Origin of the sequence: Streptomyces sp. NPDC091412, from assembly GCF_044756885.1 — a bacterium.
GTDB lineage: Bacteria > Actinomycetota > Actinomycetes > Streptomycetales > Streptomycetaceae > Streptomyces.
Map to the genome: position 1 here is coordinate 271,652 of NZ_JBIVTV010000006.1, position 17,685 is coordinate 289,336.

A 17,685-nucleotide genomic window follows, 5' to 3' on the forward strand; every position below is an offset into this window, starting at 1 on the left:
CCGCCCCGCGCGCCTTCGGGCGCCCGGCACGACCGGCGGTTCAGGAGTTCGAGGAAGGTGCGCCATGGTGAAGGCAGCCCAGGGGGCCAAGGGCGCGGCGCGGACCAGCGTCTGGCTGGAGGGCAAGGCGCGCCGCGGCGGGCGCGGCGGGCAGCCGTCCGGTCTCGACCGGGAGCGGATCACCGAGGTCACGGTGCGGCTGCTGGACGCGGAGGGACTCGCGAAGTTCTCCATGCGCCGGCTCGCCGCCGAGATGAACGTGACGGCGATGTCCGTGTACTGGTACGTCGACACCAAGGACGACCTGCTCGAACTCGCCCTCGACGCCGCCTTCGGCGAGCTGCGGCTGCCCGAACCGGACGAGGAGACGGACTGGCGCGACCAGTTGCGCCGGCTCACCACCGAGTACCGGGCGCTGCTGGTGCGCCACCCCTGGCTGTCGCCGCTCGCCGGGACGTTCCTCAACATCGGCCCGAACTCGCTCGCCTTCTCGGGCACGGTGCAGCGGGTCATCCGCCGTACCGGGCTGCCCGAGCAGCGGCTGACCGGGGCGATCTCCGCCGTCTTTCAGTTCGTGTACGGCTACGGCACGATCGAGGGCCACTTCGTGGCCCGCTGCGCCGAGGCGGGCATGGCCCCGGACGACTACTTCCGGCACGCGATGAGCGCGGCCACCCGGGCCCCGGACGCCACCGAGGTGCTCCGGGAGTCCGCGATCCTCATGGCGGCCCGCGGCGGCGACACGGTCGAGGAGATGCTGGACCGCGACTTCGCCTTCGCCTTGGACCTGCTGGTCGCCGGTATCGAGGCGATGGTCGCCCGCGGCTGACTACTCGTCGCCCGGTGCCAGCCGCGCCGGGAACCCGCCGGTCGCCACCGGCCCCCAGCGCCGCGGAGTGATCCGGATGATCGACTTGCCCTGCCTGACCATGGCCTCCCGGTACTCGTCCCAGTCCGGGTGCTCGCCCGCGATGTTGCGGTAGTACTCCACCAGGGGTTCCACGGAGTCCGGTGCGTCGAGGACCTCGGCGGTGCCGTCGATCTGCACCCACGGGCCGTTCCACTCGTCGCTCAGCACGACGACGCCGACGCGTGCGTCCTTCTTGGCGTTGCGGGTCTTGGCCCGCTCCGGGTAGGTGGAGACAACGATCCGCCCGGAGTCGTCGACTCCGCAGGTCAGCGGCGAGGCCTGCGGGCTGCCGTCGGCCCGCCGGGTCAGCAGCAGGGCGCGGTGGCGTGGCCGTACGAAGTCCAGCAGTTCGTCCAGCGAGACGCGGGTGTTGGTCGCGATGTCGGGTGCCATACGCGCAGCCTAGTGCTGTGGCCGGGAAGGTTTGCCGGGAAGCTCGCGGCGTCCGGTGCGGTACATCGCAAGGCGGAGCATTGCCCGCGTACGGGATGTACTCGGGTGATGCGACAACGCGGCGAGGTGCCGTGCCGGGCGTCGCGAGCCGGTGAACCTTTCCGGTCACAGCACTAGGACCGACCGGGGCCAAGGCCCTTCGCCGGCTGAGCCCGTCGCGTGTCCTGCGCCCGGCTCGCTCAGGCGAGGGCGCCGCTCAGGCCGTCGTGCACGGGCACGTCGCGGCGGACCCCGGTGACCTCCAGGACGCGGTACGGGACGCCGTCCGGCCTCGCCACCACGCGGAGCAGCACTCCAGAGGGCAGCCCGTGCCGTACGTCCTCGACGAGGCGGGCGCCCTGGGAGTCCATGAAGCGGGTGTGGGTGAGGTCCAGGACCAGCACGTCCAGCCGGCCCGCGCGGGCCGCGGCGAAGGCCAGGACGCCGGCGCGCAGGGCCGGGGCGTTGGACAGGTCGATCTCCGGGGGCAGGACGAGCAGGAAGCGGCCGGGGTGGTCGCGCGCCCGGCAGGGGCTCGGGAAGTGGGTCACCGCACTCACCTGGTAGAAGGCAGAGGTCCATCCGGTCTCGAAAGGCCGCTTCCCGACCCGTCCGGCTCCATTGCACCATTCCCGCGTGCCGGTTCACAGGGGCTGGGGCCGACCGTCAACCAGGCGGAACCTGCTGGGAAGGACGAGATAAAGTTCTGTTCGTCCTGTGCTCGCAGTCGGGAATGTGCTGCGGAGCTCTCCTGCGCATGGCCGTGTGGCCGTGCATGCCGAAGAGGTTCGTGGTGCCTGCGTCCGACTTTTCTGAATTGCCCCGTTTTCCGGGAGATCTCGAGCTGGCCGAAGCGCTGACGACGGCGGCTCAGCAACTGCACGACACGGTCACCCCGCACAGCACCATGCGAGCCGCCGTAGGGCTCGCCGTGCGCCTGCTGCCGGGCGCCGAGCACGCGGGCATCTCGGTGCTGGAGCGCGGCAGCGGCCGCCGCACGGTCGCCTGGACCGACGCACTCGTGCGCACCGCCGAAAGGTCCGGTGACGGTGACGGGGGCGGCCCGTCACCGTACTGGGATCACTTGTGGCGCGCGCCCGTCGTGCACCTGACGGACAGTGAGGCCGAGGTCGGCGGCGCGTCGCTGGCCGGCCTGGGGCTGCGCTCGGCGCTCGCGCTGCGGCTGCGCGCCGACAAGCGGCGGCTGACCGTGCTCACCGTCTACGCCCGCAAGCCGGACGTCTTCGACGACGCCGCGACGCGCGTCGGACGGCTGTTCACCGCGCACGTCAGCCTCGCCCTGGACTCGGTGACCGTGCGCGAGCAGCTCACCGAGGCGATGCGCACCAGGGACCTCATCGGCCAGGCCACCGGCATCCTCATGGAGCGGCTGAACATCGACGCGGCGGAGGCCTTCGACAGCCTGGTGCGAGCCTCGCAGCGGGAGAACGTCAAGCTGCGCGACCTCGCCCGCCGGATCGTCGATACGAACAACGCCAGATGAGCGACGGGGAGTTGATCGGCGTCCGGGGGACACCAGCGCCGCGTCCGGTGCGGCGAATGGGGGGCGTCCTCCTGCTCGAAGAGCCCGGTGAAGCGTGACTCTCCGACCTGGCCGCCGAGACCCGCCGGCCCGCGTACATGCCGTACGCGCTGTCCGGCGGGGCCCGTCGGAGCCGGTCAGGGCCCGTCGGCGTCCGGTGCGTACGGGCGCTCCCGCTCGTCGTGACTGGCGAGGCGGGCGCCGCGATCGACTTCTACGGCCTAGAGCCCGGCGCATTCAGGGCGGGCCGGCACCGGCACCGGGCCCGCGCCTTCGCCGCCCGCGCCGCGGACGCCGTTGACCTCGCCCCCGCGTCTCGAACGCGACCGGGCCGCCGTGCCCGACGTGCGCACGGCGCTGGTGTCCCGCAGCGCCATCGACCAGGCGATCGGCGTCCTGACGGCCCGGGAACGGGGCGACGCCGGCAAGGCCCTGGACCGTCCGCGCCACACCTCCCAGCACCGGAACACCAAACTCCGCGATCTGGCCACGGACCTGGTCTCCCGCGTCACGGACCCGGGCCGCCCCCCCCGTCCGGCGGCCGGTGGGGCAGGCCGCGGGGCCGGTGGACTATGCCGCGGGGAGCACGGTGCCCTGGACCGCCTGGATGTCCAGCTCGACCCTCAGAGTGGTGCCGATGGCCGCGATACCGGCCTGGAGGACCTGGTTGTAGTTCATGGCGAAGTCCTCCCGGCGCAGCTCGGTCGTCGCCCGGAAGGCGGCGCGGGTGCCGCCCCAGGGGTCGGCACCGGTGCCGAGGTAGGCCAGGTCGAGGTCGACCGGGCGGACCACGCCGCGCATGCCCAGCTCGCCGTGGACGGTCCAGCGGTCGGGGCCGGCGGCGGCCACACCCGTGGAACGGTAGGTGATCCGCGGGTGCCGCTCCACGTCCAGGAAGTCCGGGGACTTCAGATGGCCGTCGCGCATGCCGTTGCCGGTGTCGATGGAGTCGGCGCGGATGACCGCCTCCACACGGGACTTGGTGACGTCGTCGGGGGCGATCTCGACGGTGCCGGCGAAGTCCGTGAACCGGCCGTGCACGCTGGAGATCCCCAGGTGCTGGGCGACCGCGGCGACCGAGGAGTGCGCCGGGTCGATGGTCCACGGCCCCGGCGGGGGCAGTTCCGCGCCGCCCTGCCGGGCCAGTGTCACCGTGCCGACCTCGGCCCGGCCGCTCGCGGTGACGATCGCGCTGGAGGCGGCGGGCGCGTACCCGACCGCCGTGACGATCACCGTGTACGCACCCGGTCCCAGCACCGTCGTGTCCCGTACGGCGCCCTCCGCGTCGGCCTCGGCCCGCAGCACCTGCGTGCCCGTCATATCGGTCATCGTGACGACCGCGTGCGACACGGCCCATCCGTCCCGGGTGCGGATCCTCGCGGTCAGTCCCATCCCGTTCTCTCCCTGCACAGCCTTGCAAAATGGTCGGAAAGCGACCGGCCCGCGGCACGGCGCGGCTCCCCTCGGAGCGCGCCCCGCCACGGGCCGGACCGAGACCCGGGACCTTGCCCGGGCCTCATGGGCACTCTGGCCCGGGGTTACTCGCCGGGGTGGGCGAGGTCGATGTCGTGGTCATCGACACCGCGGCCCGTGACCGTCAGGGCGGTCGCCACGGGCGGGTAGCCCGTCGCGATGACGGTGTAGTCACCGCCGTTCAGGTCGGTGAAGGCGTACGCCCCGTCCGCGCCGGTGGTGGACGTGCCGACCACGTTGCCCGCCGCGTCGACCAGGGTCACCCGGGCGTCCGCGAGGGGACCGTGCGGAGCGCGGACCACGCCCTGGAGCTGCGCCCCGGCCTCCAGGTCGATCTCGACCCGGGTCACCCCGGTGCCGCCCACCTCGACCGGCAGCGCCCGCGGCCGGTACCCGGCGGCGTTCACCGCGACGGTCACCGCGCCCGGCACCAGCTCGGCGAAGGAGAACTCGCCGCTCTCCCCGGTGGTCCCGGTGGCCAGCAGATCACCGCGCACATCGGTGACGATCACCATCGCGTCCTTCACCGGCAGCCCGGACCCGGCGGCCCGGACCACACCACCCAGTCCGCTGGTGCCGCTGAGCAGGATGTCGTACGCCACCGGCTCGCCGTTGACGACCACCGTGGACGCCTGCGGCTGGAAGCCGTCGGCGGAGGCGATCAGGACGTACGAGCCCGCGCCCGGCGCGTCCACCGTGTAGGCGCCGTCGGCCTGCGCGACCGACCGGCCCAGCTGGCGGCCCGCCAGCGAGATCAGCGTGACCGCGGCCTGCGGCACCGGCGCGCTCTCGGCGCCCCGGACGAAGCCGTGCACCGGTATCCCGCCGCCGGCACCGGCGCCGGGCGCGACCGTGGCGACCGCGGCCAGCCGCTGCGTGCCCTCGGGACCGGTGCCGGCGCCCTCGGCGGGGGAGGCGGCCATCGCCCAGCTGGGCACCCGCTCCCCGGCGGAGCCGGCCGCGGCCTCGGCGGACCGGGCCTCGGCGACGACGGGAGCGGCGGCCGGGTCCACCGGCGCGGGCTCGGCCTCGCCGGCCTGCGCCAGCGCGCCCTTGGTCCGCAGCGGGACCTCCTTGATGAACAGGGTGATCAGGAAGGCCACCGCCGCCAGCGCGGCGGCGATCAGGAAGATGTCGGCGATGCCGTGCCCATAGGCGCTCTCCATGACCGTGCGCAGCGGCTTGGGCAGCGCGTTCATGTCCGGGATGGTGTCGCTCGTGCCGGAGGCGGACATGGCGGCCGCGTACTTCGGGCTGAGGTCGGCCAGGCCGTCCTTGACGTAGTCGGTGATCCGGTGGGCCATCACCGCGCCGAGCGCGGAGACGCCGACCGCACCGCCGAGGGAACGGAAGAAGGTGACCGTGGAGCTGGCCGAGCCGAGGTCGCTCGGAGAGACCTGGTTCTGCGTGCACAGCACCAGGTTCTGCATCATCATGCCGATGCCGAGACCCAGCAGGGCCATGAAGACGGCCGTCTTCCAGTACTCCGTGTCGTAGCGGATGGTGCCGAGCAGGCCGAGCCCGGCCGTCACCAGCACGCCACCGCTGACCAGCCAGCCCTTCCACCGGCCGGTACGGGTGATGAACTGTCCGGAGACGGTGGAGGAGACGAACAGACCGCCGATCATCGGGATGGTCATGACGCCCGACATCGTCGGGGACTTGTCCCGGGCCAGCTGGAAGTACTGGCTGAAGAACACGGTGCCGCTGAACATCGCGATACCGACGAACAGGGAGGCGAGCGACGCCAGCGTGATGGTGCGGTTGCGGAACAGCCGCAGCGGGATGATCGGCTGGCTCGCCTTGGACTCGACGAGCACGAAGAGCAGACCGAGGACGATCGAACCGGCGACCATCGCGTACGTCTGCCAGGACAGCCAGGCGTACTTGTCCCCGGCGAAGGTGACCCAGATCAGCAGCAGCGACACGGCGGCGGAGATCAGGGACGCGCCGCCCCAGTCGACCTTGACCTCGCGCTTCACCACGGGCAGGTGCAGGGTCTTCTGCAGGACGATCAGCGCGATGACCGCGAAGGGCACGCCGACGTAGAAGCACCAGCGCCAGCCCAGCCAGGAGGTGTCGGTGATGACACCGCCGAGCAGCGGGCCGCCGACGGTGGCCACGGCGAAGGTGGCGCCGAGGTAGCCGGAGTAACGGCCGCGCTCCCGCGGCGAGATCATCGCGGCCATGACGATCTGGGCGAGGGCGGACAGACCGCCGGTGCCTATGCCCTGCACCACACGGCAGGCGATCAGCATGGCCGGGTTCTGGGACAGGCCCGCGCAGGCCGACGCCAGGACGAAGATGACGAGCGCTATCTGGACGAGCGCCTTCTTGCTGTAGAGGTCGGCGAGCTTGCCCCACAGGGGAGTGGCCGCGGTCATCGACAGCAGGGCGGCCGTGACCACCCAGGTGTAGGCGGACTGGCCGCCGCCGAGGTCGCCGATGATGTGCGGCAGCGCGTTGGAGACGATCGTGGACGACAGGATCGCCACGAACATGCCGAGCAGCAGCCCGGAGAGCGCCTCCATGATCTGCCGGTGGGTCATCGGAGCGCTGCCGGGGGAGCCTCCTCCGTGCTTGGCGTGGGCCCGCACACCGGCTGGTGTGGTCGTTGCCATGGGCTTCCTTTTTCTTACGTGCTTGCGGGTGTACGGGTGGTCTTGGGGGCAACGGGGGCGGGGGTCCGGGCCGGAGCGGAACGGCAGTCGCCGAAGCTGGCGCGCAGGCGTGTCATCAGCCGGATCAGCTGGCCGACCTCGTCGTCGGTCCAGTCGCTCAGCCGCTCGCTGAGCAGGCGGGTGCTCCGCCGGGTCAGCTCGTCGAGCTGGTCCAGCCCGGCGGGCGTCAGGCGCAGGATGCGCGAACGCTTGTCCGCGGGGTCCTGGATCCGCTCGATCCAGCCGCGTGCGGCGACGTGCGCGACGTGCCGGCTGGTCACCGACATGTCCACGGAGAGCAGCTCGGCGAGCTTGCTCATGCGCATGTCCCCGTGGCGGCCGAGCAGGGTCAGCACGGCGGCCGAGCCGGCCGGGCAGTCGGGCGGCAGGATCCGCCCCATGTCCCGTTTCACGGCTCCGACGGCACTGAGCTGACGCGCAAGCTCTTCGTACTGCGCCTGCTCGGCCATCACACCTCCCGAATTCGTTGCTCAGGGCAACCGTAGAGTGGTTGGTTGCCACAGGCAAACAAATCGGGCCCCGGCGGCGCAAAAACATGGCAAAGGCAAGTATTGGCGAATGTAAACCCGCAGGTGAAGTGTCGTCCGCCGTCCAGAGGTCGCGGTGCGACGCGGTCGGCATCCAGCCGCCCGTCGGAGTTCCCTGCCGAGTGGCGCGCCGGGCGGGGTGCCAGGTGGGATGCCAAATGGGCTGCAGGGCCCCCCGCTTGGGCGGCGGCAGCGTTTTCGCTAGGGTCTCGGGCCATGGCTAACACCCAGGGCCCGCAGGGCAACTACGACCCCGCCGGCAGCACCCAGATGTTCCGCGCGTTCGTCGACGACGCGCCTCCCCAGAGCGCGCAGCAGCAGGCGTCATCCTCCGGCCCGCGTGTCGGACTGATCGTCGCTGTCGTCGCCGCGGTGGCGGTCGTCGCGGCCGTCGCCTGGCTCGCGCTCAAGTAGGGCGAACCGCCCTTTCGGTACGAAGCACTCTTTCCGGTTTCCCGTCTCCGTCCACCGGCGCCAGCCGCCCCCTCTCCCCCGTCGGCTCCCTCTCCGCCGGCCCCGCCGCCCCGCGCGCGGCCGGGAAACGGCTCCCAGACATACGACGGCCGCCGACGCGCCCGAAGGCGCCTCGGCGGCCAGGAGTCGACGTCACCACGGCAGTGCGCCGTGATGTCCGACGCCCCGTCGAGCGACAGGCGCCGGACCATGCGGATCAGTCGCTGATGAGCCCCTCCCGCAGCTGTGCCAGCGTCCGCGTCAGCAGCCGGGAGACGTGCATCTGCGAGATGCCGACCTCCTCGCCGATCTGCGACTGGGTCATATTGGCGAAGAAGCGGAGCATGATGATCCGCCGCTCCCGGGGCGGCAGCTTGGCCAGCAGCGGCTTGAGCGACTCGCGGTACTCCACGCCCTCCAGCGCCGTGTCCTCGTAGCCGAGGCGGTCGGCCAGGGAGCCCTCGCCGCCGTCGTCCTCGGGGGTCGGGGAGTCCAGCGAGGAGGCGGTGTAGGCGTTGCCGACTGCGAGGCCGTCGACGACGTCCTCCTCCGACACGCCCAGCACGGCGGCCAGTTCCGTGACGGTCGGGGAGCGGTCGAGCTTCTGCGAGAGCTCGTCGCTGGCCTTGGTGAGCGCCAGACGCAGCTCCTGAAGGCGCCTGGGCACCCGCACCGACCACGAGGTGTCGCGGAAGAAGCGCTTGATCTCGCCCACGACCGTCGGCATCGCGAAGGTCGGGAACTCCACGCCCCGCTCGCAGTCGAAGCGGTCGATCGCCTTGATCAGGCCGATGGTGCCGACCTGGACGATGTCCTCCATCGGCTCGTTGCGCGAGCGGAAGCGGGCCGCCGCGTAACGGACCAGCGGGAGGTTCAGCTCGATCAGGGTGTCCCGGACGTAGACGCGCTCGGGACTGTCCTCGTCGAGTGCGGCGAGCCGCAGGAACAGGGAGCGGGACAGGGTGCGGGTGTCGATGATCTCCGAGGCCGGCAAGGCCGACACGGCCGGAACAGCCGGGGCGGGAGCGGCCTCGAGGGCCGCCACGTCGTCGAGGGCGTCGAGCGGCTCGAGCGCCGGGGAGGGCGTCTCGCTCTTCGTGAGCGTCAGCACCTTGGAGCTGCCCTGGTCTGCGGACATGCCACCCCCTCTGGGTCGCGGGACGGTCGCGGCCACGCTCTCTGACGAGGAGAACGCAGCCCTCACCTGAATACCGGAGCCGAAGCCACGGCAAACGCGCTTCCCGCAGAATGTCACATGTCGGCAACGCGCTGTAGGGACTTGTCGACAAGTCAGAACCGAATCGGCCCTGGAAAAAAGGGGTCTGACGGCTTTTCAGCTTGAAGATGTCGGGAAGTGCCCTGATGGGTGATTCGCTCTTCCCGGTTACGCGTCGATCCTGTTTGCGGATCGCAATCGCTGGAAGCTACGGGCGAGTAGCCGGGACACGTGCATCTGGGACACGCCGAGTTCCGCACTGATCTGCGACTGGGTCAGATTGCTGTAGTAGCGCAGCAACAGGATCCGCTGTTCCCGTTCGGGAAGCTGGACGAGGAGGTGGCGGACCAGGTCGCGGTGCTCGACGCCGTCCAGGGCCGGGTCCTCGTAGCCGAGCCGGTCCAGCAGCCCGGGCAGCCCGTCGCCCTCCTGGGCCGCCTCGAGGGAGGTCGCGTGGTACGAGCGTCCGGCCTCGATGCAGGACAGCACCTCCTCCTCGGTGATGCGCAGCCGCTCGGCGATCTCGGCGGTCGTGGGGGAGCGGCCGAAGGCGGTCGTCAGGTCCTCGGTCGCGCTGTTGACCTGCACCCACAACTCGTGCAGCCGGCGCGGGACGTGGACCGTGCGGACGTTGTCGCGGAAGTAGCGCTTGATCTCGCCGACGACCGTCGGCATGGCGAAGGTCGGGAACTGCACGCCCCGGTCCGGGTCGAAGCGGTCGATGGCGTTGATGAGCCCGATGGTGCCGACCTGGACGACGTCCTCCATCGGCTCGTTGCGGGAGCGGAAGCGGGCGGCCGCGTAGCGCACGAGCGGCAGGTTCGCCTCGATGAGCGCCCCGCGCACGCGGGAGTGCTCGGACGTGCCGGGTTCGAGTTCCTTCAGCTGGCTGAACAGCACCTGCGTGAGGGCCCGGGTGTCGGCACCGCGCCGCTTCTCCGGAGCCGGAGCCGGAGCCGCATCCGAGGTCGGATCCGGAGCGGGAGTCGCGGTCGGATCCGGAGCGGGGGTCGCGGTCGGATCCGGAGCGGGGGTCGCGGTCGGATCCGGAGCGGGGGTCGCGGTCGAGGCCGTGGCCGTGGTGGTGCCCGGTGCCGGGGTCGAGACGGGATCCTGGGGCGGCGCAGTCTTGGCCGACACGGTCAACGCCACCTCTTCGTCGATCAACTCATCCGTCAAAAGCGGTCATAGCATCACAAGACAGGTGCATCGTGTTCAAGCACCGCATATGCACGTGTTGAGGGATGAAATAGGGCATAAGACGTCGAGAAGCCCCGCACCGTTCCGATGCGGGGCCGAGCGTGCATCCGTACGGCCGTACGGCTGAGAAGTGCCGGGCCGTCAGAACTCGTAGTCGGCGATCACCCACGTGGCGAACTCGCGCCACTGGGCGACGCCCGCCTGGTGGGCCGGGTGCTCCAGGTACCGGCGCAGCGCGTCGGTGTCCTCGACCGCCGAGTTGATCGCGAAGTCGTAGGCGATGGGCCGGTCGCTGACGTTCCAGCCGCACTCCCAGAAGCGCAGGTCCTCGATCTGCCCGCCGAGGGCGCGGAAGGCCTCGGCGCCCGCCACGACGCGCGGGTCGTCCCGCTCGATGCCTTCATCGAGCTTGAAGAGGACCAGGTGGCGGATCATCATTTTCCTCCGTTGGCGGCCCACGTCATGAACTCGCCTATGGCCTTGGCGGCGTCCGATATGCCCTCGAACCCTATCTCGACGTAGCCCGCGGCCCCCTTCGGGTCCGTGATGATCACGTACAGCACGAAGACCACGACCACATAGACGACGATCCTCTTGGCGTTCATCGCCATCGCGGCCTCCCCCTGTCGGTGATTTCCCGGTCGCTGAGTTGCCTGTAGTCGGTACCGTCCGGGCCGAGCGCTGTAGATGATCGCACAAAGGGCCCCGTCCTAGTGGACGGGGCCCTTCTGAAGCGGTAGCGGAGGGATTTGAACCCTCGGTGACTTGCGCCACACTCGCTTTCGAGGTCTGTTCGCGCTGGTCAGAGCGTGATCCAGAGTCGTTCAGCCTCGTTCATCCTCGTCCTCCCGCCCGTCGCGTGAACCGTTGTGAACGTCTCCGCACGGGGGTGAATGAGACGGAAACTGAGGCGGAGTTATCGCTCGCTGACCTGCGCGTTAGTACTCCAGCCGGACTTCTGGATATTCCCTCCTATCGTGAAGGCGGCAGGGGTGGCCATGATTCGGGCGGTAGCGGTAGCGGTAGCGGTAGCGGGGGCGAAGGGGGCGGGGGCGGGGGTGGCTCCCACGCCGGGAGCACCGGGCCGCCCGCGCGCAGGCGTGCGATGGTCAGCTCGGCCCGGCGGCGTGCGAGCGGCGCGTCGTCGCGTTCGAAGCGATAGCGGATGCGGGTGCGGCTGTCGGTGACCTCGGTGGACAGCAGCCGGTAGCCGAGCGCGTGGGCGATCTCCTCGACGTTGCGCGAAATGGCGTCCTTCAAGAAGTTGAGCGTCAGCTCGATCCGGCCCCGGCCGTCGAAGAGGGCTACGATCTCCTCGCTCTTCACTTTCCCCACTTTCTCCAGAAAGGCCGTCAGCCTCGCACCAGGAGCACGACGGCCTCGTTCAGCCGGTCACGTCGCCGGTGAACTCGGGGAAGTCCTGGCCCGAGTAGTCCGCCACGCGTTGCACCCTGACGACGATGCGCTTGCCGTACTCCGTTTTCATGGACCAGTCGTCGGTGAAATTGGACCCCGTCCCCGGAGCCAGCTGGCCCTCCAGGGGCTTGGACCCGCTCTCGAACGTCGTGTGCAGCGCCTTGCCGCCGGTCGTCGCGCCGTCCACGAGGAGCGTCACCCCGTGCAGGTCAACGGGCTTCTGGCCCTCGTTGGACACGTACAGCAACACGCGGAAGCCGGTGTACCCCGCCTGCGGTGCCTCGTCGTAGTAGGTGGACACCCGGGCGTCGATGACGGAGACATTCAGACCGTCCGGCCAGGTGTACCCCTTATTGAAAGTCAGGTGCTCCGAGGGTGCCGTGCTCGTCGCGGCTGTCGGCGGCTGTGAGGGTTTCGGCGTCGCCTTGTTGTCCTCGCCGCTGCCGGTGTTGTCGCAGGCCGCCAGAGCTGCCACCAGTAAGGCCGCTATCGCGACCGTCACGCGTGTGCGCATGTCTCCTCATTCCTCAGTCGGTGCACATCGTCCCACCGGTGTTCCTCAGCCCCGACACCCCACGCACACCACAACGGACCCGCGGGTGGGTACGGCGCCCCCTCCATCCCGGTGCCGGCCGATCCCCCGCCGGAGGCACTGTTCTGACCTCGGCTGTGCTGTCTCAGTCCAGCCCCGGCCTGGTCTTCGCCCCCTTGTGGGCGCGGGCGGGCGACGGCGCGCGGCCCCGGTGACGAAGGCACGGAGGGGCGGCGCGGCGGCGACCGACCGGCGCCGCCGCGCTGTGCGCGGCATCTCTGATCTTCGATCGGACTGCTTGCAGTTCAGAAGGCCGGGAGCGACGGCGAGCGAAGCGAGCCCTTGATGGCAGCAGGGAAAGTCTTATCCGGCTGGGGCGGCCTGCCTCGAAGGTGTGCGCCACGTGCACGGATCTTAGGACGGGCATACGAACGCCCCCGCCTCGACTCGCGAGGCGGGAGACCGTAGCTCGCGCCTACCGCTCTGTGATTGCGACCGACGCTTTGGCCCGACTGGCGCTCTGGACAGACGCCATCTGATCCGTGGCGGATATCGAGGGGGCAGGGTGACACCCTGTCCCCTTAGGCAGTGTCTGGCGGATCAGCAAAGCCATCTCTTGAGCAGCCTCGATGACCCATGTCCAAGGGATGTGCTGAGATGGGGCTCCTCAACCAGGCAGGGAAGTTGGATAGCGGCGCGCACAACGGCTGTGGCCCGGTGCAAGATCTGTCCCCTGATGACCACGTGTTCGTGTCCAAGCACGTGTATCGCGGGCAGCCGGTTGTGCGTGTGCACCTCGATGAGGACGGAGACTGGCAGGCGTTTTCGGCTGAAGAACCACGCTGGTTTGGACGGCCGCGGCTGATTCACGCAGCTCACCTGTTGGAGCATGATCCGTCATTGGCCAGCCTTCCGGCCCTGCCGCTGGGCCACCTTGCGACCAGAGATGAGGCTTCTGGCACAACATGGCAGATCTTCCAGGGGTGACGTTCAGGAACGGAGCCACAGTCGGAGCGCTGCGGTGGTGACGGTGCCGTGGAAGACGTAGGCCCTACTTGTCGTAGCGGGTGGCCGCTCTTGATCGGCCAACTGAGACGGGGATGCGCGAAGGGTCCGGCTCATCGAGCCGGACCCTTCGTCTACCTGCGGTAGCGGAGGGATTTGAACCCTCGGTGACTTGCGCCACACTCGCTTTCGAGGCGAGCTCCTTCGGCCGCTCGGACACGCTACCGAGGGAGACCTTACAGCACACCGGGCCGTGCTTCGAAATCCGTTTCCGTCCCGCCCCGGGCGGCCCGGATTCAGCGGCCGCGGAAGAAGTCGGTCAGCAGCGCGGCGCACTCCTCGGCGAGCACACCCTCGATCACCTCGGGCCGGTGGTTGAGCCGCCGGTCCCGTACGACGTCCCACAGGGAGCCCGCGGCGCCGGCCTTCTCGTCGCGGGCGCCGTAGACCACCCGGTCCACCCGGGACAGCACGATCGCTCCGGCGCACATCGTGCACGGCTCCAGTGTGACCACCAGGGTGCAGCCCGACAGCCGCCACTGCCTGGTCTTCGCGGCGGCCCGCCGGATGGCGAGCACCTCCGCGTGGGCGGTCGGGTCGCCGGTGGCCTCCCGCTCGTTGTGGCCGACGCCGAGCACGGTCGTGCCGTCGGCGGACAGCACGACCGCGCCCACGGGCACGTCCCCGCCCGGGACGGCCTGCCCGGCCTCGTCCAGGGCGAGCCGCATCGCGGTTCGCCAGCGGTCGCGCACCGGGTCCGCGGCCCGGGCAGGGGCCGGGGCCCCGGTCGGGGTCGGCGTCCGGTTCGTGTTCGGCATCCCGCTCATGTCGGACGGTCCGCCCGGGTCCGGCGCGTCCGTCCCGGTCAGCGGACGGTCTCCAGCACCTCCGAGGCACCCAGGGCCTCGGCGATGGCGTTCAGCGCGTCCTCCGGGTCCAGGATGCGCAGCTCCTTCGCGCCGACCCCCAGGTCGCCGAGGATCTCGCCGTCGCCCAGCGGGCTGTGCGTGATGGCTTCGGTGGACGACGACTCCTCCTCGTCGTCCTCGGTGGACGCCGGTTCGCCGTCCTCCGTGCCGTCGAGGTCGAGGGAGTCCAGGTCGGGGCCGTCGTCGCCGGGCTCCCGGCCGAGCAGTTCGTCGGTGAGCAGGATCTCGCCGTACGAACTACGGGCAGCGGCGGCGGCGTCGGAGACGTAGATACGAGGGTCGTCCTCGCCGTCCACGCGTACCACGCCGAACCACGCGTCCTCCTGCTCGATCAGGACGAGCACCGTGTCGTCGTCGGCCGAGGCCTCCCGGGCCAGGTCGGCCAGATCGGCCAGCGTCTCCACATCGTCGAGCTCTGTGTCGCTCGCTTCCCACCCGTCTTCGGTGCGCGCGAGCAGTGCGGCGAAGTACACCGTGACTCTCCCACTGGTCATAGGCGTGCCGGTTGGGGGTCCCCCCGGCGGAGGTTCTGGGCGGGGGAGCTGGGCTCCGAGCCCCACCCACTCGGAATCGTGGCAGAAACAAGGCCTTCAGGGGACGTCTTCGGCTCCCTGTGTCCGGCAGTTTTGATCGCACACCGGTAAAGGACTCACCAGCGCACACGTTGCCGCCACCAGCGGATCGTACGCGGCTTTCCCCCGACGGCCACGCACACCCACCGTCGGAGACGTCCGTGCGGGTGCAGCTCTGCTCCCGTGTGCCTTCCGCGCGTGTCTTGCCGTGTGTCCGGCCCCGCGCCTTCCCCGGGACCCTCGCCGGGGTCTCGGCGGGAGTTTTCCGCGACCCGAGCCCATGGACCGGGTGCGTGACCCGGCGCGCGGCGGGGGTCCCCTCCGTGTCCCGATGGCACCCAGGGCGCCCGTGCCCCGGTGGTGGCCGTGTCTCGGTGGTGTCCTACCAGCGGAACGTGCGCATGCGCATGGCGTGCCGCAGCCGGGCGGTCTTGGCGCGGCGGGGCTGGACGCGGTCGCGCAGGGCCCGGGCCTCGGCGAGATCGCGCAGGAACCGGGCCCGGCGGCGGCGCCGTTCGGCGTCCGCCGCGCCGGCCGTCTCCGGGAGGTCCGCCGTGTCCCGCCGCACGCGCGGCGACGGGTCCTTGTCAGGTTCCCGTTCCCGATCAGGCATCGGCTCACCACCCCAGTCCGTCACTCCCACTTTCCCCCGGATGCCGGGTTTGATGCCACAACAGCGCACGCCGGCGGGGGTGCGACCCCGCCCGCCCGCCGGCGGGACAGCGGGCGGGCGGGCGGGATCGGGGCCCGGTTACTGTTGGCCCATGCGTCTCCACGTCGTCGACCACCCGCTGGTCGCTCACAAGCTCACCACGCTGCGCGACCGCCGCACCGACTCCCCGACCTTCCGCCGGCTCGCCGACGAACTGGTCACCCTGCTCGCCTACGAGGCGACCCGCGACGTGCGCACCGAACAGGTCGACATCAACACGCCGGTCGCCCCGACCACCGGCGTCAAGCTCTCCCACCCGCGGCCCCTGGTGGTGCCGATCCTGCGGGCCGGCCTCGGCATGCTGGACGGCATGGTGCGGCTGCTGCCGACCGCCGAGGTGGGCTTCCTGGGCATGATCCGCAACGAGGAGACGCTGCAGGCCTCTACGTACGCGACGCGCATGCCGGAGGACCTCTCCGGCCGTCAGGTCTACGTCCTGGACCCGATGCTCGCCACCGGCGGCACGCTGGTCGCGGCCATCCAGGAGCTGATCAAGCGCGGCGCCGACGACGTGACCGCGGTCGTCCTGCTGGCCGCCCCCGAGGGCGTCGCCGTGATGGAGCGCGACCTGGCGGGCACCCCGGTGACCGTGGTGACGGCCTCGGTCGACGAACACCTCAATGAGCACGGCTACATCGTCCCGGGCCTCGGAGACGCGGGCGACCGGATGTACGGCGCCGCCGAGTAGTACCGGCCCGCCGACTGACGCCTCTCGGGTGGCCCCGCGGGGCCACCCGCCACCGACCCGGCTGCGGGGAGCCTCAGCAGCCCTTCTTCGGGGCGGTTGCCGAGGGCTGAGGGGCCGTCAGGGCGGTCAGGGCCTGATCGGCGGCCGTCTGCTGGGTCAGCGCCTTGAAGCCCGTGCCGATGATCAGGTCCACGTCGGTGCCCTTGCGGGTGTCCGTGCGGCTCTCCGCCCCGGCGAGCTGGGTGGCGAGGACGGGCAGCGAGGTGTTCAGCGACGAGGCCGGGCCGACGAGCAGTCCGGCGCCCTTGACCTTCTTGTCGAACTGCTCGGTCGCGTTGCCCACCTGACCGATGCGGAAGCCGCGCTTCTTCAGCTCGTCCGCGGTCTGCTTGGCCAGGCCGCCGTGGGGCGTGGCGTTCAGGACGTTGACCGTGATCTGGCCCGGCTTGGGCAGCGTCCGGGCCGCGCTCGTCGCCGACGGGCTCGCTGCGGGCGACGCCTTGGTCGAGCAGTCCCCGTCGGTGCCGGCCGCCGAGGCCTTCCGGCCGCCGGTGAAGACGTCGATGAGCTGCCACGTGCCCCAGCCGATCACGCCAAGGACCGTGACGGAGGCGACGGCGAGGAACACGAGCCTGCCGCGCCGCCGGGGCTTGCGCATCCGCGGGTATCTGTTCCCCGTGATCCGGTACTTCCCGCCCATGCCGGGGGGAGTCAGCATGCTCATGAGCGCAGCGTAGTGGGCATGAGCGGTGATTCCTACTGGATGATCATCGGAGCGGCTCAGCAGAACCCGAAAGGTCCAAGCCGTGACCGGACGGCGGGTCCGGACGGCTCAACTCCCGGCTCACGTTCCCGGCTCGGTGCCCCGGCCAAGGGCCTGGCTCAGGGGCCCGGCTTCAACGGCGCGGGCCCGCGGCCCGGATGCTCAGTCCAGCTCCAGCACGCGCGCGTGCAGCACTTGGCGCTGCTGGAGCGCCGCCCGTACCGCGCGGTGGAGGCCGTCCTCCAGATACAGGTCGCCCTGCCACTTCACGACGTGCGCGAAGAGGTCGCCGTAGAAGGTCGAGTCCTCCGCGAGGAGGGTCTCCAGGTCGAGCTGCTGCTTGGTGGTCACGAGCTGATCGAGGCGGACCGGGCGCGGCGCGACGTCCGCCCACTGCCGGGTGCTTTCCCGGCCGTGGTCGGGGTACGGCCGGCCGTTTCCGATGCGCTTGAAGATCACACGGAGAGCCTACCGGCCCAGACCTTCCGGGCGCAGCCCGGCCGCTGGAGTGCGGCGCTGGAAATGCCGCAGCAAAACCGGGCGAACCGGGAACGGGGGCTTGAGATCGGCGACAGCGGGGCCGTGCTGGGACCGCGGGGTGCGGGAGTTCCCGCCGTGCGCCCGTTGTGCACA

The 17,685-nt window shown here is 70.8% G+C and carries 21 protein-coding genes, 1 tRNA gene and 1 pseudogene; 6 read left to right on the forward strand and 17 right to left on the reverse strand.

The genetic code is table 11. From position 1 onward, the window contains the following. Nucleotides 1–64 precede the first annotated feature (64 nt). On the forward strand, nt 65–829 hold the full coding sequence (locus ACIQMV_RS18315; protein WP_402593813.1) for a TetR/AcrR family transcriptional regulator: 765 nt from the start codon (nt 65–67) through the stop codon (nt 827–829). On the opposite strand, the gene ACIQMV_RS18320 is transcribed toward ACIQMV_RS18315, so the two are convergent. Together ACIQMV_RS18320 and ACIQMV_RS18325 are read right to left on the reverse strand one after the other, a co-directional pair. Further along, the gene (locus ACIQMV_RS18320) at nt 830–1,303 is read right to left on the reverse strand and encodes a PPOX class F420-dependent oxidoreductase (RefSeq protein ID WP_141359961.1); all 474 of its coding nucleotides are present in this window, start codon (nt 1,301–1,303) and stop codon (nt 830–832) included. 239 nt (nt 1,304–1,542) lie between these two features. Beyond that, the gene (locus tag ACIQMV_RS18325) at nt 1,543–1,893 is read right to left on the reverse strand and encodes an STAS domain-containing protein (RefSeq protein ID WP_402593815.1); all 351 of its coding nucleotides are present in this window, start codon (nt 1,891–1,893) and stop codon (nt 1,543–1,545) included. Between the two features lie 224 nt (nt 1,894–2,117). Between ACIQMV_RS18325 and ACIQMV_RS18330 the strand changes: the two genes are divergently transcribed. Then, a complete protein-coding gene (locus tag ACIQMV_RS18330) occupies nt 2,118–2,846 on the forward strand; it encodes a GAF and ANTAR domain-containing protein (protein ID WP_402594004.1) in 729 nt (242 codons plus the stop codon). Between the two features lie 399 nt (nt 2,847–3,245). Beyond that, nucleotides 3,246–3,326: pseudogene (locus tag ACIQMV_RS18335) on the forward strand (hypothetical protein); the annotation flags it as partial. A 129-nt stretch (nt 3,327–3,455) separates the two neighbouring features. On the opposite strand, the gene ACIQMV_RS18340 reads toward ACIQMV_RS18335, so the two are convergent. The 3 genes from ACIQMV_RS18340 to ACIQMV_RS18350 form a co-directional block, all read right to left on the reverse strand. Then, the gene (locus ACIQMV_RS18340; protein WP_402593817.1) at nt 3,456–4,277 is read right to left on the reverse strand and encodes a YceI family protein; all 822 of its coding nucleotides are present in this window, start codon (nt 4,275–4,277) and stop codon (nt 3,456–3,458) included. Between the two features lie 146 nt (nt 4,278–4,423). Next, entirely contained in the window at nt 4,424–6,979 is a 2,556-nt protein-coding gene (locus ACIQMV_RS18345) for an MFS transporter (protein WP_402593818.1), read from the reverse strand. 14 nt (nt 6,980–6,993) lie between these two features. Next, nucleotides 6,994–7,488, reverse strand: coding sequence for a MarR family winged helix-turn-helix transcriptional regulator (locus ACIQMV_RS18350; protein ID WP_402593820.1), 495 nt, complete (start codon nt 7,486–7,488; stop codon nt 6,994–6,996). A 294-nt stretch (nt 7,489–7,782) separates the two neighbouring features. Between ACIQMV_RS18350 and ACIQMV_RS18355 the strand changes: the two genes are divergently transcribed. After that, a complete protein-coding gene (locus ACIQMV_RS18355; protein WP_141359966.1) occupies nt 7,783–7,980 on the forward strand; it encodes a hypothetical protein in 198 nt (65 codons plus the stop codon). Between the two features lie 256 nt (nt 7,981–8,236). On the opposite strand, the gene ACIQMV_RS18360 is transcribed toward ACIQMV_RS18355, so the two are convergent. From ACIQMV_RS18360 to ACIQMV_RS18385, 6 genes are all read right to left on the reverse strand, one after another. Continuing rightward, entirely contained in the window at nt 8,237–9,157 is a 921-nt protein-coding gene (locus ACIQMV_RS18360; RefSeq protein ID WP_402593821.1) for an RNA polymerase sigma factor SigF, read from the reverse strand. A 246-nt stretch (nt 9,158–9,403) separates the two neighbouring features. Further along, nucleotides 9,404–10,375 carry a SigB/SigF/SigG family RNA polymerase sigma factor gene (locus tag ACIQMV_RS18365; RefSeq protein ID WP_402593823.1) on the reverse strand — a complete coding sequence of 324 codons (972 nt, stop codon included), beginning with the start codon at nt 10,373–10,375 and terminating at the stop codon, nt 9,404–9,406. A gap of 201 nt (nt 10,376–10,576) precedes the next feature. Next, the gene (locus ACIQMV_RS18370; RefSeq protein WP_141366471.1) at nt 10,577–10,870 is read right to left on the reverse strand and encodes a Dabb family protein; all 294 of its coding nucleotides are present in this window, start codon (nt 10,868–10,870) and stop codon (nt 10,577–10,579) included. Then, complete coding sequence (locus ACIQMV_RS18375) at nt 10,870–11,046, reverse strand: hypothetical protein (RefSeq protein WP_141359968.1); 177 nt, start codon at nt 11,044–11,046, stop codon at nt 10,870–10,872. The genes ACIQMV_RS18370 and ACIQMV_RS18375 overlap by 1 nt, the downstream gene beginning before the upstream one ends. Before the next feature lie 361 nt (nt 11,047–11,407). Continuing rightward, nucleotides 11,408–11,761, reverse strand: coding sequence for a hypothetical protein (locus ACIQMV_RS18380; protein ID WP_402593825.1), 354 nt, complete (start codon nt 11,759–11,761; stop codon nt 11,408–11,410). Nucleotides 11,762–11,819: 58 nt separating this feature from the next. Further along, the gene (locus ACIQMV_RS18385; RefSeq protein WP_402593827.1) at nt 11,820–12,365 is read right to left on the reverse strand and encodes a hypothetical protein; all 546 of its coding nucleotides are present in this window, start codon (nt 12,363–12,365) and stop codon (nt 11,820–11,822) included. 675 nt (nt 12,366–13,040) lie between these two features. Between ACIQMV_RS18385 and ACIQMV_RS18390 the strand changes: the two genes are divergently transcribed. Next, nucleotides 13,041–13,370: a hypothetical protein gene (locus ACIQMV_RS18390; protein ID WP_402593829.1), complete on the forward strand. Its 330-nt coding sequence runs from the start codon at nt 13,041–13,043 to the stop codon at nt 13,368–13,370. A gap of 159 nt (nt 13,371–13,529) precedes the next feature. Here ACIQMV_RS18390 and ACIQMV_RS18395 read toward each other — a convergent pair. The 4 genes from ACIQMV_RS18395 to ACIQMV_RS18410 all read right to left on the reverse strand — a co-directional run bounded on the left by ACIQMV_RS18395 (nt 13,530) and on the right by ACIQMV_RS18410 (nt 15,502). Then, nucleotides 13,530–13,614, reverse strand: a tRNA-Ser gene (locus ACIQMV_RS18395). A gap of 70 nt (nt 13,615–13,684) precedes the next feature. Next, nucleotides 13,685–14,206, reverse strand: a complete 522-nt coding sequence (gene tadA, locus ACIQMV_RS18400; RefSeq protein WP_402593831.1) for a tRNA adenosine(34) deaminase TadA — start codon at nt 14,204–14,206, stop codon at nt 13,685–13,687. Between the two features lie 47 nt (nt 14,207–14,253). Continuing rightward, nucleotides 14,254–14,790, reverse strand: coding sequence for a hypothetical protein (locus tag ACIQMV_RS18405; RefSeq protein WP_402594006.1), 537 nt, complete (start codon nt 14,788–14,790; stop codon nt 14,254–14,256). A gap of 481 nt (nt 14,791–15,271) precedes the next feature. After that, nucleotides 15,272–15,502, reverse strand: coding sequence for a hypothetical protein (locus tag ACIQMV_RS18410; RefSeq protein ID WP_402593833.1), 231 nt, complete (start codon nt 15,500–15,502; stop codon nt 15,272–15,274). A 151-nt stretch (nt 15,503–15,653) separates the two neighbouring features. Here ACIQMV_RS18410 and upp point away from each other — a divergent pair, with 151 nt between their 5' ends. Then, nucleotides 15,654–16,289, forward strand: coding sequence for a uracil phosphoribosyltransferase (gene upp, locus ACIQMV_RS18415; protein WP_141359975.1), 636 nt, complete (start codon nt 15,654–15,656; stop codon nt 16,287–16,289). Between the two features lie 73 nt (nt 16,290–16,362). Here upp and ACIQMV_RS18420 read toward each other — a convergent pair whose 3' ends face one another. Beyond that, entirely contained in the window at nt 16,363–16,989 is a 627-nt protein-coding gene (locus ACIQMV_RS18420; RefSeq protein WP_402594008.1) for a LytR C-terminal domain-containing protein, read from the reverse strand. Nucleotides 16,990–17,214: 225 nt separating this feature from the next. Beyond that, a complete protein-coding gene (locus tag ACIQMV_RS18425; protein WP_004943146.1) occupies nt 17,215–17,511 on the reverse strand; it encodes a type II toxin-antitoxin system VapB family antitoxin in 297 nt (98 codons plus the stop codon). Nucleotides 17,512–17,685: the final 174 nt, after the last annotated feature.